Source organism: Curtobacterium pusillum, from assembly GCF_007673235.1.
In the GTDB taxonomy this organism is placed as follows: domain Bacteria; phylum Actinomycetota; class Actinomycetes; order Actinomycetales; family Microbacteriaceae; genus Curtobacterium; species Curtobacterium pusillum_C.
The window spans coordinates 164,000-180,011 of record NZ_VDZH01000005.1; the positions used below are offsets into that span (position 1 = coordinate 164,000).

The window sequence follows — 16,012 nt, forward strand, 5'->3', positions numbered from 1 at the left end:
GCTGCTCCTTCGATGTGGCGTCGGGTCGCACATCGACGGTGATGGCAGGGCGGGTCGGTCCGTCGAGGAGCCTACGGAGCGGCCGCGCGCGATCGTTACCGGACACTCAGGATTCTCGCCGGACGAACGATGTGTCCGTCCGGCCGGGTTCCGTCTCAGTCCAGCAGCTCGACCCCGGCACGGGCGACGACCGCCCGGACCTCGTCGAGGTAGGTCTGCGCCTGCTCGGAGAGCGGGATCGCGGTGTGCGCGATCCACCCGATCTCGATGCGTTCGTCGACGTCGAGGGGCACGGCGACGATCCCGGGGTCGAGGTCGTCGCTGATGAGCCCCGTCGAGATCGTGTACCCGTCGAGGCCGATCATGAGATTGAAGATCGTGGCCCGGTCCGACACCCGGATCTCGCGCTTGCTGGACAGGGTCGAGAGGATCTCCTCGGACAGGTAGAACGAGTTGTTGGCGCCCTGGTCGAAGGTCAGCCGTGGCAGGTCCGCCAGGTCGGCGAGCGTGGCCCGGCCCCGGGACGCGAGCGGGTTCCGCCGCGACACGAAGATGTGCGGCTCCGCGACGAACAGCGGGTGGAACGCGACTCCTGCATCCCGGAGCAGCTTGGCGATGACCTTCCCGTTGAAGTCGTTGCGGTACAGGATGCCCACCTCGCTCCGCAGCGTCCGGACGTCCTCGATGATGTCCCACGTGCGCGTCTCGCGGAGGGAGAACTCGTACTCGTCGGCGTCGGCCCCGTCGACCATGCGGACGAACGCCTCGACGGCGAACGAGTAGTGCTGCGTGGACACCCCGAGCAGCCGCCGCGACGGCTGCCGCCCGACGTACCGCTGCTCGAGCAGGGACACCTGTTCGACGACCTGACGCGCGTAGCCGAGGAACTCGACACCGTCGACGGTGAGTTCGACGCCTCGGGCCGACCGGATGAAGAGCGCGCGCCCGACCCGTGCCTCGAGGTCCTTCATCGCCGCGGACAGGGTCGGCTGCGCGACGTAGAGCAGGTCGGCCGCCGCGCTGATCGAGCCCTCGGACGCGACCTCGATGAAGTAACGGAGCTGCTGCAGGGTGATGTCGTTCGACACGCGAGGCATAGGCGCAGCCTATACGTGGCCATAGCAGCTATGGATTACCCGATGACCCTCCATCGACGGCACGATGAACGCACACTTCCCGCACCCTACGGACTGGCCGGCCTTGGACTTCTCCTTCCACATCGACACGACTCGGTTCGACGAGGACTACACCCCGTCGACGAGTTCGCGAGCGACCACGAACTTCGCCAACCTCGCCCGCGGCGAGCACCGCCAGCAGAACCTCCGCAACGCGCTCACCATGATCGACCGGCGGTGCAACGACCTCGCACGGTGGGACAACCCGAACGGTGACCGCTACCGCGTCGAGCTCGAGATCGTCTCGGCCGCCGTCCGGTTCGAGGCGTCCGGCGCGGACCAGGAGTTCCCGCTCCTCGAGGTGCTCGACGTCCGCATCGTCGACCAGCACACCGGGCTGCGCCACCAGGGGATCGTGGGCAACAACTTCTCGTCGTACCTGCGCGACTACGACTTCGCGGTCCGGCTGCCGTCGGTCGACAAGGCCGCGGGCATCCCCGACGACTTCGGCCGTCTGCACGGGCTGCTCTTCCAGGACTTCCTGGCGTCGGACGCCTACCGCGCCCGCTTCGACACGCAGCCCGTCGTGTGCATCAGCGTCTCGTCGAGCCAGACCTACCGCCGCACGGACAACGTCCACCCGGTGCTCGGCGTCGAGTACCACCACGAGCGGTCCTCGCTGACCGACGAGTACTTCGGCCGGATGGGCCTGCAGGTGCGCTACTTCATGCCGCCCGGGTCGAAGGCGCCGCTCGCCTTCTACGCCAGCGGTGACCTGCTGAACGACTACTCGGACCTCCAACTCGCCGGCACGATCAGCACCATGGAGACGTTCCAGAAGATCTACCGACCGGAGATCTACAACGCGAACGCGGCCGCCCCGAGCGTCTACCGCCCGAGCCTCGAGCACCAGGACTTCTCGAAGACCGCCGTCGACTACGACCGCGAGGAGCGCAGCCGACTCGCGGTCACCCAGGGGCACTGGACGGCCGAGCACTTCGTGCAGCCGCACGGAGCACTCCTCGACCGCTGGGCCGCCAGCGCCGCCACGATCCGATGACCGACAGGGACACCATGACGAACACCCTCCTGCCCACCTCGATCGTCGGCAGCCTGCCGAAGCCGTCCTGGCTCGCCGAGCCGGAGCGGCTCTGGTCCCCGTGGCTGCTCGATGGCGACGCACTGGCCGAGGGCAAGCAGGACGCACTCCGGTCGGCCGTCCACGAGCAGGTGCACCGCGGCATCGACATCGTCAGCGACGGCGAGCAGACCCGGCAGCACTTCGTCACGACGTTCATCGAGCACCTCGACGGCGTCGACTTCGAGCACAAGGAGACCGTCCGGATCCGTGACCGGTACGACGCACAGGTGCCGACCGTGGTCGGAGCGGTGAGCCGCCGGCAGCCCGTCTTCGTCGAGGACGCGAAGTTCCTGCGTGCGCAGACCGACCGGCGGATCAAGTGGGCGCTCCCCGGTCCGATGACGATGATCGACACCCTTGCGGACCGCCACTACGGGAGCCGCGAGCAGCTCGCGTGGGAGTTCGCCACGATCCTCAACCAGGAGGCGCGCCAGCTCGAGGCCGCCGGTGTCGACGTCATCCAGTTCGACGAGCCCGCCTTCACCGTCTTCCACGACGAGGTGCGGGACTGGGGCGTCGCCGCGCTCGAACGCGCCGCCGAAGGGCTCCGGGCCGAGACCGTCGTGCACATCTGCTACGGCTACGGCATCGAAGCGAACAACAAGTGGAAGGCGACCCTCGGGGCCGAGTGGCGCCAGTACGAGCAGTCGTTCCCGCTCCTGCAGCAGTCGTCGATCGACACCGTCTCGCTGGAGAGCATCCACTCGCACGTGCCGCTCGAGCTCGTCGAGCTCATCCGCGGCAAGAAGGTCATGCTCGGCGCCGTCGACGTCGCGACCGAGACGGTGGAGACGCCCGAGGAGGTCGCGGAGGTCCTCCGCCGCGCCCTCGACTTCGTCGACGCCGACAAGCTCGTTCCGAGCTCGAACTGCGGGATGGCTCCGCTCGGCCGGCAGGCCGCACTCGGCAAGCTGAGCGCGTTGTCCGCTGGTGCGGAGATCGTCCGGAGCGAGCTCTCGGGGCGCGGCTGACGGTCGCGACCTGACCGATCGACGGACTGGAGGCACGGTGCCAGCTGGCACCGTGCCTCCAGTCCGTCTGTGCGCGCGTCAGCGCGACGTCGCGCCGACCGGCCGGATCAGCGCGCGTGCGCTGCGGAGGTAGGACGCGGCCAGCGCCGCCTCGCCGTCGAGGTACCCGGCGACCATCGCACCGTCCCGCAGCAGCATGAGGTCCGTCGCAACCCCCTCGGGGTCCGGCAGGTGCAACGGCTCGATGACCTGCGCGTAGGTGGCCTTGCACCAAGCCCGGTGGCGGTCCACCGCCTGGCGCACGCCGCTGTCGCGGTCCGGGTACTCGGCCGCGGCGTTGATGAACGGGCAGCCTCGGAACCCGGGCTCGCACGCCATCGAGCCGAGGGTCCCCGCGATGAGCTCGAAGGTCCGCTCGGCATCGCCGCCAGCGAGTTCGATCGCGGCGCCGACGCCGTCCCGCTCCTGCTGCGCACGGCGCTCGAGGTGGGCGACGACGAGGTCGTCCTTGCTCGTGAAGTGCCGGTAGAACGTGACCTTCGTCGTCCCGGCACGCTCGATGACCCGGTCCACGCTCACGGCCCGGATGCCCGACGCGTAGAAGAGCTCGGTCGCCGCATCGATGAGTCGATCGCGCATGGACACCTTCACCGCACCGATCATAAGCGGTCCTTCGCCCTCTCTTGCGCTTCCGAGACGCACGCCCTAGCGTCAGTAGAGTTACTAGTCATTCTACTTCTGATCTCGACGAGAGGCACCCCGTGTCCACCACCTCCGCTCCGCGTTCGGCAGGCATCGCCGCGACGCTCCGCACCCTGTACGCCGTCCGTTTCGTCTTCCAGCTCGTCTGGGCGCTCGTACTGATCCTGACGGCCTCCGCTGGCCTTGGTCCGGTGAGCGTCACGCTGCTGCTGCTCTACCCGCTGTTCGACGTCGTCGCGGCGATCGTCGACCACCGGGCGTCCCGCGGCACCGGCTCGTCACCGCTGCTGTACGTCAACATGGGCCTCAGCCTCCTGGCCGCGATCGGCCTCGCGTTCGCCGTCGCCTCGGGCATCCCGGCAGTCATGGTCGTCTGGGGGCTGTGGGCGATCAGCGCCGGCGCGGTGCAGCTCGTCGTGGCGCTCCGGCGCCGTCGCCTCGGTGGGCAGTGGCCGATGATCCTGAGCGGCGGCATCTCGGTGCTCGCCGGTGCGGGCTTCATCGCCGGGTCGGCGAACAGCGAGTCCGTCGCCGGGGTCGGCGGGTACGCGATCCTCGGAGCGGTGTTCTTCCTCGTCTCGGCGGTCCGGCTGCAGCGTGCCGCGAGGGCGGACGGAACCGGTGCCGTCCGGGCATGAGCGGTGGCGAAGTGTTCGGCGCTGCGATTCGCAAACAGCGTGTTCGTGGGAGCCGCGCATCTGCGCTGCGACGGTCCCACCGTCAGTGGTCACGGCGGGTGGGCACGTGAGCCGCGTCGAGATGCAGCCCGCTTCGGCCCGTTTGTCCCACGGCATCGGAGCGCGTTCGCGCTGACTCTTCATCGGTAGATCCGCTGAGCCGTCCGGGAGACGGCGCTCTGGGATCGTCCTCCCACTATTGGGCTGTCCCCGGCCGCTGGTGCACACGGTGCGCGGTAGCCGCGGTGACGATGAGCCCCGGACCGATGATCCACCTGGCGTCGATGTGCGCACCCGGTGGGCCCGGAGTCGTCCGGATCGTCCCGTCCGCAAGCACCTGGGTGATCTCGATCCGGTGTCCTGGCTCGAGGTGGGCCTGCAGCTTGAAGAGAGATTCCTTGGCGCTGAACAGCAGGCGATCCCAGTTGATGCCGGCGGGTAGGCCCCGAGTTGCTGCGGCCTCCCCAACCGTGAAGATTGCTCGTGCGACGCCGGGCGGGAGGGGCGCATCGGGTTCAGCGTCGACGCCCACGGCGAGCACGTGCTCGCGCTTGGCGACGACCGCGGCTCGGTACCCGACGCAGTGGGTGATGCTTCCGACGATTCCTGCCGGCCAGACCGGTGCGCGGTCCGCGCCGACCGGGATGCTGATCATGGGTTCACCGAGCGTCCGGAGGGCCTCCCGTGCGCAAGACCGCGCCGTGCGGAACTCGGCAAGGCGTTCCGGCGATGCGTGCGCGAGCGTTGTCTCTTCCTGTTCGAAGAGTTCAAGGTCAGTGCGGTTGCCGAACGTTTCGTCGGTAGCCGTGTGGCTCCCGAAGAGAGCGGCGGCAAGCATGCCTGATCCGTTCATGCTCGCCGCCGCTCCGGCCCGTTACATGGAGTAGCCCGGTTTGCGGACGAGGCCTTCGTGGCGTGGCCCGATCTCGACGTCGAACACGTCGACTTTCCAGGCATCCTCCGGTACCGCGATCTCATCGACGGACACCGCGTTCGGCGAGGTTCCGAAGACGTCGACCGCGACGGTTTCGAGCGCGGCGGCGAGCCGCTGCCGTTGGCCATCAGTGAGTTCTGGGGGAAAGTGCCAGATCTTGAAGTGGGGCATCATCCCTCCTGCAGTTGTCGGTCACCGAGCATCTCGACGATGGTCGCCACCGTCGGGTCGCGAAGGATCGTGTAATGGTCGACGGGAACGCGACGAAGCCGACCAGCGTCTTCGAGGTTCGTCTCTGCTGCTCGGAGGAACGATGGGCTGTCGCCGGTGGCGGTGAACACTTCCATGTTTTCCAGCAGCCCGGTGACGTCCGGGCCTATCTCTGCCCGGAACTGGAAGGTGGTCGATGCGACGCGGAGGATCCTCGTTGCGAGTTCGGTGTCGAGGTCCGGCCGCCAGACCGTCAAGGCAGCGAGGAAGTCAGCCTCATCGGAGACCGTGTCCAGGCGTGCTGACGCTGCAGCGTCGGGGAGCTGGCCGAGGAACACTGAGTACGCCATCCTGAGGAAGTACGGCTCGGTGAATCGGTCGCCCGGTGTGACACGAAGCCCCGGAACGAATGGTGAGCCTGGCGCGACGAGGATGAGCCGACTGATGGCGCGTTCCTCCCGCCGCAGGGCGGCGGCGACGGTGGTCGCGACCCGAGCGCCGAACGAATAGCCAGCGAGGGACAGCTCCTGGTCGGGGAACGCTGTGCGGAGGAGCGCAACGTCTCGGTCGACCATCTCCTGCAAGGTCGGATACGGGTTCTCTCCCACGTTCAGCCCATGGGTTTGGATCGCGTAGACCGTGAACTCCGAAGACAGGTGCTTCGCCAACGTGCGGAGGTTCATCGGGTATCCGCCGAGGCCCGGCCAGACGACGCATGGCCGCCCCGGACCGTCGGCGAGTTTGATCAGCCTGGAGCCGGACGAGTCGGCGCTCAGCGCCGTGGCAATGGCGCGGACGGTGGGCCGTTCGAAGACAGTCTGCACCGGGAGTGTCCCGCCGAGTTCCCGATTGATGCGGTTGATCAGTTGCACCGCGTCAAGGGAATTCCCGCCGACATCGAAGAAGTCCGCCGTGACGGAATGCTGCTCGCTGCGGATCACCTCGTTCCAGATGGCGAGTATGCGCCCCTCGACTTCGTTCGCTGGCGGAACTGATTCGGCTGGGGGTGCGACGGTCGTCTCCATCGTCGTGATGAGCGCGGACCGGTCGTGTTTTCCACTGTTGGACACGGGGATGCTGTCGATGACGGTGACCCGTGACGGCACCATGTAGTACGGAAGGGTCTTCCGGAGGTCGTCGCGGAGGATTTCCTCCGGACCGCGCGTGTGGACAGAGTCCTCACGCATGCCGACCGAATCGACCTGCTCATCGGATACCGCCCCGGCGACAGCGAAGTACACCAGGGGATCACCTCCGATGATGGTCCGGTAGCGGACAGCGGATGGCAGGTCACGTCCCGTCAGTGACGAGTAACCAGCGGACATCAGTCCGATGTTGGAGGAGTTCATCTGCAGACGGTGGAGGGTGCGACCGAGTTCTACGAAACCGCGCCACCCTGCCCCGGCAGGCACTGACATCGCCACTCCGAAGCTGGACCGATCGTACGTTTCCTGGTTGATCGCGATGACGTGCCGACGTTCGATGACGTCTGCGCTGACACGTTCCAGACCGTTCGGCCCGACGTCGTAGGTTCCGGCGCGTCCGTTCGCGACGTTGCTGTGGAGCTGCACCGTCGTCCGCACCGGGAAGCCGTCCGGAGCCGGTCGGTCCGTTCGAAGCTCCATGACTGCGGTGCAGACCCGGTGGGTGCCAGAGATCCGCGGATCCTGCACCGGGGTGCGGTGGTGGCTGAAGTAGCCGAGCTCCGCGGAGGCATGGTCGAGGAGGCCGGCGATGTGCCCTGCTTCGAAGTGCAGCACCTCGTCGACGTTGGTGGCGTACACCGCTTCGATTGCGTCACGGTCACCGACGAGCAGCACGCGGATCAGTCCGGACGCGGCTTCGGTTGGCACCGTTCCGACCTGGAGGAGCGAGTGGGTGTCGGGGTGGTACTCGTGAAGTCCATCGTCAATGCCGTCGACGCCGACGACCTCGAGGTAGACGGTGGTCGCGTTGAGGGCTCCGGGCGACGCGTACGCGTACTTCGGGAGAAGGCGTTCGCTGCTGCTGAACGGCCCGAACCAGCGGAGGAGGTGCCCGATGCGTTCGACGTCCATGGGCACGGGCGGCATGGTCGGTTCCGGTTGCCGGTCGTCGGCGATGAACGCGGAGATGTCGTCCTTGGTCAGGTCGCCGCCGTCGTAGAACCGGTACGTCTTCCGGGCGAACGCCGTCTTTCGCTGCTCGGGGGAGCCGTCCGCGTTGGGAAGGGCAATTTGCTCTGATGGTGACAGGACGCTGTCGCGCTCGAGTGCGGCGAGTTGTGCCCGGACTTGCTCGTGCCCCTTCTTCGACCGATGATGCTGTCCAGCACGGTCGGCGTCCATGACCGCCGCCTCTTCAGGGTCAAGCTCCACGAAGGCGGCCAGGCGTGCGAGGCCATCACGTGGGTCAGTCCAGGGGACGACCGCGGCGGAGCGCACCCAGTGATGCTGCTCGATGGCGAGGCGGACTTCTTCGGTCTCCACACGGTGGCCGTTGATCTTCACCTGGTCATCTACTCGGCCGTGGAAGTGCAGGTCCCCGTTCGGGGACTGAGAGACGAGGTCCCCGGTGACGTACACACGCGCAGGTTCCCGGTCGATGTGGAGGAACCGTTCCGCTGTTCGCTCCGGGTCGTTCATGTACCCGGATGCGACTTGAGGGCCTCCGATGGCAAGCTCGCCGACGTCTCCAACGGCGACGGGTCGATTTGCGCCGTCCAGGATGTGGATGGTGCAGCCGGGCACGGGCTGTCCGATAGCGATCACCGACCGGACATCGTCGATGTCCTCGGCGCTCACTCGGTGGAAGGTGGCGTTGATCGTCGTCTCAGTCGGGCCGTAGAGGTTGATCAGCGCCGCGCGAGGTACCGCGTCCATGATTTCTCGCGCGTCGGTGGCCGTCAGCGCCTCGCCGCCGCTGAACACGTGGGTGAGTGTGTCGTTGGTGGTGAACGAGGGCTGTCGCACGAGGGCACGCCACAGGGTGGGTACACATTGCAGATGTGTCACCCGCTGCTCGCGGATGAACTGGACGATCTGTGCCGGGTCTCTGTGAATACCGGCGGGGCCGATGATGATGGTCCCGCCTGCAGCGTTGGCAAGGATCTCCCACTGCGCCGCATCGAAACTCGTCGGCGTTTTGAGGAGGATGCGTGAGCTGCCGAGGGTCATCTCGCGAGCAAGCCAACCCATCTGGTGGCTGATTGCCCGATGCGGGACCACGACACCCTTCGGCTTCCCCGTCGAGCCGGACGTGAAGATGACGTACGCGGGTCCGGCAGGGTTCGGGAGGTGGTGGTCGACCGTCTGGTTCACGGATGACGGAGCGTGGCCATCTACCTGGTGCACCCGCACAGTGTCCGGCGTCAACTGTCGAACGAGGGCTTCAGATCGCCCGTCCGTGATGATGTTCTCGAGCTTCGAGTGGTTGATCATGTACTTGATGCGTTCCGCCGGGTAGTCCACAGCCAACGGGACGTACGCGGCCCCGGCGAGGAGGACACTCCAGACTGCAGTGACGAGTTCGACCCCGGGTTCCAGGAAGAGCCCTACGGCGTCGCCGAGGCGGACACCGGAGTTCGTGAGATGCGCTGCCTGCGCTTGGGCCTGTGTCCACAGGTCCGCGAAGGTGACGACGGTGTCACCGTCTATGACCGCTGCTTTCCGAGGGTTCTCCTGGGCTGCCGCTCGAAGCAGCGCGGTCAATGTCGCTGCGTCCCCAGATGCAGCGACCGATGTGAGTGGTTCCATCAGATTCCCCTTCCTGACGGTGATGCTTATGAGATGGCTTGGCGCAGGGCCGCACGTGGCTTGTACGCCGGCGTGAGCTGACCGCCGAGCGAGCCGCCGAGCGCGACCACGAACCCGATGATCTGCACGAGTGTGAGTGCCTGCCCGAGGACGACCCAGCCGAGGACGGCTGCCGTGACCGGGCTGAGTACACCGAGGAGTGCGATGCCCGTGGGGGCGAGGGCGCGGGCGCCTCGGAACCAGAGGCTGTATGCGAGTGCCCCACCGATGAAGGTCAGCCATGCGTAGCCCGCGAGGCCACCTGCTGTTGGGTCCCAGGGCCCCCGGTCGAAGACGGGGATGAGCGGGATGATGGCAGCACCACCGACGATGAGCTGCCACGCAGTCGAGTTCAGCGGATGCGTGTTCGGTGGGGTACCCCACCGGCGGGTCAGGAGGATCCCAGACGCCATCGACACGGTGCCGAGGACCGACGCGCCGAACCCGACGAGGTCGAAGGACTCTCCTCCCGTTACGGACACCAACGACACTCCGATGAGGGCGACGATGCCCCAGAGCAGGTGTGCCAGCGACGGTCTGCCCCATCGGAGCACCAGCGTCAGCCCGATGATGATGAGGGGTTGCAGTGCGCCGACGACTGACGCAAGTCCGCCGGGAAGGCGGTATGCGGCGATGAACAGCAGCGGGAAGAAGCAGCCGATGTTGAGCATTCCGAGGACCGCGGTCCGGAGACGCCACCCCCGAGGAGGGAGGCCGGGCCGCATTGCCAGCAGGAGCAGCCCCGCCGGCAGGGCGCGGAGGACGCTGGCGGTCATCGGGTGAGCGGCGGGTAGCAGCTGAGTGGTCACGACGTAGGTCGTTCCCCAGACGATGGGCGCCACGGCGGCTGCCGCGGTGATGCCAGCGACACCGATGACCGGCGTGCTCGCGGAGGGGGTCATCGGAAGGTTCCGTAGTACCTGTCGCCGAAGTCTCCGATGCCCGGGCGCATGAACGCCTGCTCGGTGAGTCCCTCGTCGATGAAGCTGGTGACGACGCGAATCTCCGGATAGTCGTCGAAGAGCTTCTCGAGCGCCTCGGGGCAGGTGAGGAAGTTGACGAGGACGATGTCCGCCGGTCGGACGCCAGCTGCGGCGAGGATACTGACCGCCATCTTCACTGTGCCCGCGGTCGCCATCATCGGGTCGAGGAGGAGCACTTCCTTGCCTGCGAGGCCCTCTGGCAGCTTGCTCCAATGGAAGACGGGGACCTTCCTGTCGGGATCCCTCTGGATGAGGATCTTCCCCAGCCGCGCATCCGGGACGATCGCTCGCAGTTCCGCTTCCAGGGCGTCGCCTGCGCGTGGAACTGACACAGCGAAAGTCTCGTGCTGGACTCGGCGGCGTCCGGGGAACTCAGCACCGATGGGAGTGGTCGGGATGCTGTCCGTGTGTCGCAGCCTTCCGAGTGCGTCCTCGAGGAGGAGCCGCATGATGCGTTGCGTTGCGAGGACGAACTCCAGATGGGTGGCGTCGGCGTTCCGCGCTGCCGCGTGCAGAGCCAGTAGGGCATCAGTGCGGGCGAGTGCGTGGACCTGGCGGACAGCTTCCATCGGCCGGGCGAGCGTTTCGGTTCTGTGGTTGCTCACGAGTGGACCGCGTCCTTTGCAGTGGAGTCAGTGGCGAGCGCGGATGCGACCGCCGGGAAGTCGTTCACGATGAAGGTGGGCTGCAGGGCTGCCATCGCTGCTGCACTGGTCGCCCCGTAGGTCACCCCGATGGACTGCATGGGGACCGCGTCAGCCATGTGGATGTCGTCCGCGGTGTCGCCGACCATCACTGCAGAAGCAGGCTTCGCACAGAGCAACTGCAAGGCGTGACGGCCGGCGTCTGCCGCGGGTTTCGGGGTTCGAACGTCGTCAGCGCCGACGATGACCTCGAAGAACGGCAGGAGGCCTGCCGAGTCAAGGATCAGTTCCGCGGCATGGTGGTTCTTGCTGGTGACGACGGCGAGTTGTTTCCCGTCCGCTGCCAGCGCGGCGATGCCGACCGCAACGTCGGGGAACAACAGGTTCTCCGCGTTCGGGACGATGTCTCGCCGGTAGTGGTCCTGGTACGCGGCGATGACAGCGATCGTCACCGGGTCGTCTTCGTCCCGGTTGACGAGCCGCGCGCACAGTGCCGGCAACGGTCTGCCGATCAGTGGGACGATGCTGGCCAGGTCCAGTTCCTCACCAGTCGTGTCCACAACCGCCGCCTGAAGCGCGACCGCGATCGCGGGAGGGGTGTTGATGAGCGTGCCGTCCAGGTCGAACAACACCGCTTCGACGCCGTTCACGAGCGACTCTCCCGCGTCGCTTCGGCATGAGCGACTGCAGCCTCCGCGCCGATCGCGGTGGTGCTGATGAGGACGGCGGCGTTCGCTGCACTCGCTCGACCCTCTGTGGCGTCGTTCACCGCGTCGAGGAGATACCGAGTCACGCGTTGTCCGCTGATGCGTTCGGACGCCACTCGGAGAAGCGCTTCATCGATGGCTGCGTCGACCTCAACAGATGAGAGTGCATCTGTGTCGGGAATCGGGTGGGTGACGAGGATCGCCCCGCTGTCCCGCATCGACCAGTGGTTGAGTGCTGTTCGCACGATCTCCGACATGTCGTCGGTTCGATGTGGCACCGGCAGACCGCTGGAAACACAGTAGAACGCTGGGAAGTCATCGGACCGGTAGCCGACGATGGGGACGCCCGCTGTTTCGAGGTACTCCAAGGTGGCCTGCAAGTCGAGGATCTTCTTCGCGCCTGCGGACACGACGATGACTTTGGAGCGCACGAGTTGTGGCAGGTCTGCGGAGATGTCGAAGCTCTGGCTCGCGCCGCGATGCACGCCGCCGAGCCCGGCAGATGACACGACGGCGATGCCGGCAAGCTCCGCAATGGCCATGGTCGCAGCGATCGTCGTTACACCGGTGCCACCGCGCGCCAGGCACGCGCCGATGTCTCGGGTGGAGAGTTTCGGCAGCGTCGGCGAGGATGCGATCCGTTCGAGTTCCTCCTGGGTGAGGCCGACGCGGAGGACACCGTCGAGGACCGCAGTGGTCGCAGGGACGGCGCCGGCGTTCCGCGCAGTTTCCTCCACCTGCAGCGCGGTGTCGAGGTTCCTCGGATACGGCAGCCCCTGGGCAACGACGTTCGATTCGAGCGCCAGTACGGCAGCACCGTCGGCGAGCGCGTCCGCGACCTCGTTGCCGAGGCGCAGCTCCATCGCTCCTCGAGTGACGCCCCGCCCGTTGTTGCTCATATCGCCGCCCCCACCGTTCTCTTAACGTCGTACTGTTGAACGTTCATGAGTATAGGGGGCGTACAGTCGACGTCAAACAGTTCGACGTGAAGGAGTGTGGATGCCCGACGCCGTCGACCGCGTGCTCGCGCAGTGGGCGAAGGAACGTCCAGAACTCGATGTGAGCCCGATGGCGCTGATCGGACGCATCAGCCGCGCGGAAGCAATCCTTGACAGGCGCATCGCCGCGGTCCTTGCCGAACACGATCTCCTGCCGGGTGAGTTCGACCTTCTTGCAGCGCTCCGCCGCGCCGGCACACCTCATCGGCTGACCGTCGGCGAGATACTCGCCAGCACGATGGTCACATCCGGCGCCATCACGAACCGCCTCAACCGGCTGGTGGTGAAAGGGCTCGTCACCCGAGAGACCGACCCCGCGAACCGCCGCAGCGTCATCGTGGCGCTCACACCGCAGGGGCTCGCAGCCGTCAATGATGCGCTCGTCAGCCACGTCGAGAACGAGCGACAGCTCCTCGCAGCGCTCGACGACGACGAGCGGTCGCAGATGATCGGCCTGCTCAGAAAGTTCCTCGAGGGCCTCGGGGACGGCGGCGACCGTCGCCCCTTCCCCTGAACACCCGTGGCTCCGCCTCCAGGATTCGAACCCGGACCTAACGGCACCAAAGGCCGTCGTGCTGCCATTACACCAAGGCGGAACGCGCACGGAGGCGCCCGACCATCCTCCCACGACCGACGAGGCTGGCCGTGCAGCCCTCGCGTCCGCCAAGATGGGGGGATGCCGCAGGAGGACGAGGTCGATCGCATCGTCGCTGCGTGGGGACGGGAACGAGCCGACCTGGACTTCGGCCCGCTCGAGGTCCTGTCCCGCGTCGACCGGCTCGCCCGGCACCTCGACCGTGCACGTCGGGCCGCGTTCGACGAGAGCGGCGTGGAGCCGTGGGAGTTCGACGTCCTGTCGGCACTGCGGCGGGCGGGCGAGCCGTACGAGCTGAGCCCGAAGACGCTCCTGCAGCAGACCCTCGTGTCGAGCGGCACGATGACGAACCGGGTGGACCGGCTGGCGGCGCGCGGACTCGTTGCGCGACGGACCGACCCGAAGGACGGTCGGGGCATCCTCGTGTCGCTCACCGCCGAGGGCCGCGCCGCGGTGGACGCCGCGATCGCCGATCTCCTGGCGGCCGAGCGGGACATCCTCACCGGGGTGTCCGACACCGAGCAGGACCAGCTGTCCGGACTGCTGCGGCGACTGATCCTGGGCCTCGGGGACTGACCCGCCGGCCGGCGACTACGCTCCGGCGCATGCATGCGATCACCCTGGCCGTCGCCGACGTCGCACGATCGGCGGAGTTCTACCGTGCCCTGCTCGGGATCGACGGCAGCGGGGTGATCGGTACCGAGTACCCCGCGACCGAGACCGAAGCGGGCGGCACCACGGCGATGTTCACGCTCGACGACGCCCTGATCGTGAGCGTGTACGGCCGGGACGACATGGCGAAGGACTCCGGCGTGTCACTCGCCACCGCACCGAGCAGCACGATCGGGCACTTCGTCGACTCGCAGGCCGACGCCGAGGCGTTCCTCGAACGGGCACGGACAGCGGGAGCGACGATGCTCGCGGCGCCGTACACGCGACCGTGGGGCATGTGGTCCGGCTTCTTCCAGGACCCGGACGGCCACCTCTGGGAGGTCGTCGCCAACCCCGGCGGGGGCGCCCCCGAGGACGCGAAGCCAGCCGCGTAGAGCTCGCTCAGGCTCAGCGCCGGATCGCGCCCCGTGACGAACACCGCGCCCCGGCACAACGGGGCGCGATGTTCAGGACGGGGCGCTATCGCACATCGACAGCCGCCGACCGACCCGCGCCTCAGACCCCGAGCAACTCCGCGACCTCGAGCCAGCGCTCCTCGAGCTGCTCGACCTCGGACTCCAGGCCGGCCAGGCGCGACTGCAGCTCCCCGAGGCCGGCGTAGTCCGACTGGTCATGTGTCGCGAACGCGTCGAGCAGCTTCTTCCGCTCGTCCCCGACCTTCGCGATGCGACGATCGAGCGCCGACATCTCCTTCTCCGCCGTCCGACGATCGGCACCGGAGAGCGACGACGCGGCAGACCCGGAACCGGACCCGGCGGCACTGGACCCGGCCACCGCGGACGGCGAGCCGGTCCCGCCGGCGGTGTCGGGCCTCCCGGCAGACGCGGCGGCAGCCGCCGAAGCGGTCCCACCACCGGTGCCGGCCGCACGCAGCCGCATGTACTCGTCGACGCCGCCCGGCAGGTGCCGGAGGTGCCCGCCGAGCACGGCGTACTGCTGGTCGGTGACGCGCTCGAGCAGGTACCGGTCGTGGGAGACGACCAGGAGGGTGCCGGGCCAGGTGTCGAGCAGGTCCTCCATGGCGGCGAGCATGTCGGTGTCGAGGTCGTTCGTGGGCTCGTCGAGGATGAGCACGTTCGGCTCGTCGAGCAGGATGAGCATGAGCTGCAGGCGGCGCTTCTGGCCACCGCTCAGGTCCTTCACCGGGGTGGAGAGCTGCGCCGACGTGAAGCCGAGCCGCTCGAGCAGCTGAGAGGGCGTCATCTCCTTGCCGTCGGCGACGTAACTGGTCTTCTTGCGGGCGACGACCTCGCGGACGCGGTCGTCGGCGAACTGCGCGAGGTCGGCGAGCTGCTGGTCGAGCACGGCGATCTGCACGGTCTTGCCGGTCTTCACCCGGCCGGACGTCGGCTGGAGCTTCCCCGCCACGAGGTTGAGCAGCGTCGACTTACCGGCGCCGTTCGGGCCGAGGATGCCGGTGCGCTCCCCCGGCGCGATACGCCACTCGATGCGGTCGAGGATCTGGGTGCCGTCGAAGGAGACGCTGACGTCGAGCAGGTCGACGACGTCCTTGCCGAGGCGCGCGGTCGCGGTCTTCGCCAGCGCGACCGTGTCGCGGATCGGGGGCACGTCGTCGATGAGGGCGTTCGCCGCGTCGATGCGGAACTTCGGCTTGCTCGTGCGCGCCGGGGCACCGCGGCGGAGCCACGCGAGCTCCTTGCGGGCCAGGTTCTGGCGGCGCTGCTCGCTCGCCGCGGCCTGCCGGTCACGCTCGACGCGCTGCAGGATGTAGGCCGCGTAGCCGCCCTCGAAGGGGTCGACGACGCCGTCGTGCACCTCCCACGTGTCGGTCGACACCGCGTCGAGGAACCACCGGTCGTGCGTCACGACGACCATGCCGCCCTGGTTCGCCGACCACCGGCGGTTGATGTGCTCGGCGAGCCACTGGAT

16 protein-coding genes and 1 tRNA gene are annotated in these 16,012 nt (G+C 67.7%); 6 read left to right on the plus strand and 11 right to left on the minus strand.

All coding sequences use genetic code 11. The features are described from left to right. Positions 1-155: 155 nt before the first annotated feature. Positions 156-1,097 (minus strand): LysR family transcriptional regulator, encoded by a 942-nt coding sequence (locus FS532_RS14670; protein ID WP_144755898.1) that lies wholly within the window; start codon positions 1,095-1,097, stop codon positions 156-158. Between the two features lie 64 nt (positions 1,098-1,161). On the opposite strand from FS532_RS14670, the gene FS532_RS14675 reads away from it, so the two are divergent. Beyond that, positions 1,162-2,175, plus strand: coding sequence for a putative oxygenase MesX (locus FS532_RS14675; RefSeq protein ID WP_144755901.1), 1,014 nt, complete (start codon positions 1,162-1,164; stop codon positions 2,173-2,175). Between the two features lie 14 nt (positions 2,176-2,189). Continuing rightward, the gene (locus FS532_RS14680; RefSeq protein WP_144755904.1) at positions 2,190-3,227 is read left to right on the plus strand and encodes a methionine synthase; all 1,038 of its coding nucleotides are present in this window, start codon (positions 2,190-2,192) and stop codon (positions 3,225-3,227) included. A gap of 78 nt (positions 3,228-3,305) precedes the next feature. Here the strand turns inward: FS532_RS14680 and FS532_RS14685 are convergent, their stop codons facing one another. Further along, the gene (locus FS532_RS14685; RefSeq protein WP_260852754.1) at positions 3,306-3,878 is read right to left on the minus strand and encodes a TetR/AcrR family transcriptional regulator; all 573 of its coding nucleotides are present in this window, start codon (positions 3,876-3,878) and stop codon (positions 3,306-3,308) included. A 110-nt stretch (positions 3,879-3,988) separates the two neighbouring features. Between FS532_RS14685 and FS532_RS14690 the strand changes: the two genes are divergently transcribed. Further along, the gene (locus tag FS532_RS14690; protein ID WP_144755910.1) at positions 3,989-4,567 is read left to right on the plus strand and encodes a hypothetical protein; all 579 of its coding nucleotides are present in this window, start codon (positions 3,989-3,991) and stop codon (positions 4,565-4,567) included. Between the two features lie 235 nt (positions 4,568-4,802). Here FS532_RS14690 and FS532_RS14695 read toward each other — a convergent pair whose 3' ends face one another. From FS532_RS14695 to FS532_RS14725, 7 genes are read right to left on the minus strand one after another with little or no spacing between them, the layout of a single operon-like run. Beyond that, positions 4,803-5,444 (minus strand): 4'-phosphopantetheinyl transferase family protein, encoded by a 642-nt coding sequence (locus FS532_RS14695; RefSeq protein WP_144755913.1) that lies wholly within the window; start codon positions 5,442-5,444, stop codon positions 4,803-4,805. A 36-nt stretch (positions 5,445-5,480) separates the two neighbouring features. After that, positions 5,481-5,711 (minus strand): tautomerase PptA, encoded by a 231-nt coding sequence (locus FS532_RS14700; RefSeq protein ID WP_144755917.1) that lies wholly within the window; start codon positions 5,709-5,711, stop codon positions 5,481-5,483. Then, positions 5,711-9,484 carry an amino acid adenylation domain-containing protein gene (locus FS532_RS14705; protein WP_144755920.1) on the minus strand — a complete coding sequence of 1,258 codons (3,774 nt, stop codon included), beginning with the start codon at positions 9,482-9,484 and terminating at the stop codon, positions 5,711-5,713. Before FS532_RS14705 ends, FS532_RS14700 begins: the two co-directional genes overlap by 1 nt. 26 nt (positions 9,485-9,510) lie before the next feature. Next, positions 9,511-10,425, minus strand: a complete 915-nt coding sequence (locus FS532_RS14710; RefSeq protein WP_144755923.1) for an EamA family transporter — start codon at positions 10,423-10,425, stop codon at positions 9,511-9,513. Beyond that, the gene (upp, locus tag FS532_RS14715) at positions 10,422-11,111 is read right to left on the minus strand and encodes a uracil phosphoribosyltransferase (protein WP_144755926.1); all 690 of its coding nucleotides are present in this window, start codon (positions 11,109-11,111) and stop codon (positions 10,422-10,424) included. The genes FS532_RS14710 and upp overlap by 4 nt, the downstream gene beginning before the upstream one ends. Further along, entirely contained in the window at positions 11,108-11,800 is a 693-nt protein-coding gene (locus FS532_RS14720) for an HAD family hydrolase (protein ID WP_144755929.1), read from the minus strand. The genes upp and FS532_RS14720 overlap by 4 nt, the downstream gene beginning before the upstream one ends. Further along, positions 11,797-12,720: a pseudouridine-5'-phosphate glycosidase gene (locus FS532_RS14725; RefSeq protein ID WP_144755932.1), complete on the minus strand. Its 924-nt coding sequence runs from the start codon at positions 12,718-12,720 to the stop codon at positions 11,797-11,799. The genes FS532_RS14720 and FS532_RS14725 overlap by 4 nt, the downstream gene beginning before the upstream one ends. A 136-nt stretch (positions 12,721-12,856) precedes the next feature. Here FS532_RS14725 and FS532_RS14730 point away from each other — a divergent pair, with 136 nt between their 5' ends. After that, positions 12,857-13,369, plus strand: coding sequence for a MarR family winged helix-turn-helix transcriptional regulator (locus FS532_RS14730; RefSeq protein WP_144755935.1), 513 nt, complete (start codon positions 12,857-12,859; stop codon positions 13,367-13,369). Between the two features lie 7 nt (positions 13,370-13,376). Here FS532_RS14730 and FS532_RS14735 read toward each other — a convergent pair. Beyond that, positions 13,377-13,451, minus strand: a tRNA-Gln gene (locus FS532_RS14735). An 80-nt stretch (positions 13,452-13,531) separates the two neighbouring features. Between FS532_RS14735 and FS532_RS14740 the strand changes: the two genes are divergently transcribed. Then, entirely contained in the window at positions 13,532-14,026 is a 495-nt protein-coding gene (locus tag FS532_RS14740) for a MarR family winged helix-turn-helix transcriptional regulator (protein WP_097180853.1), read from the plus strand. 29 nt (positions 14,027-14,055) lie between these two features. Beyond that, a complete protein-coding gene (locus FS532_RS14745) occupies positions 14,056-14,496 on the plus strand; it encodes a VOC family protein (protein WP_144755939.1) in 441 nt (146 codons plus the stop codon). A 121-nt stretch (positions 14,497-14,617) separates the two neighbouring features. On the opposite strand, the gene FS532_RS14750 is transcribed toward FS532_RS14745, so the two are convergent. After that, complete coding sequence (locus FS532_RS14750; protein WP_440130723.1) at positions 14,618-15,958, minus strand: ABC-F family ATP-binding cassette domain-containing protein; 1,341 nt, start codon at positions 15,956-15,958, stop codon at positions 14,618-14,620. Between the last annotated feature and the right edge of the window lie 54 nt (positions 15,959-16,012).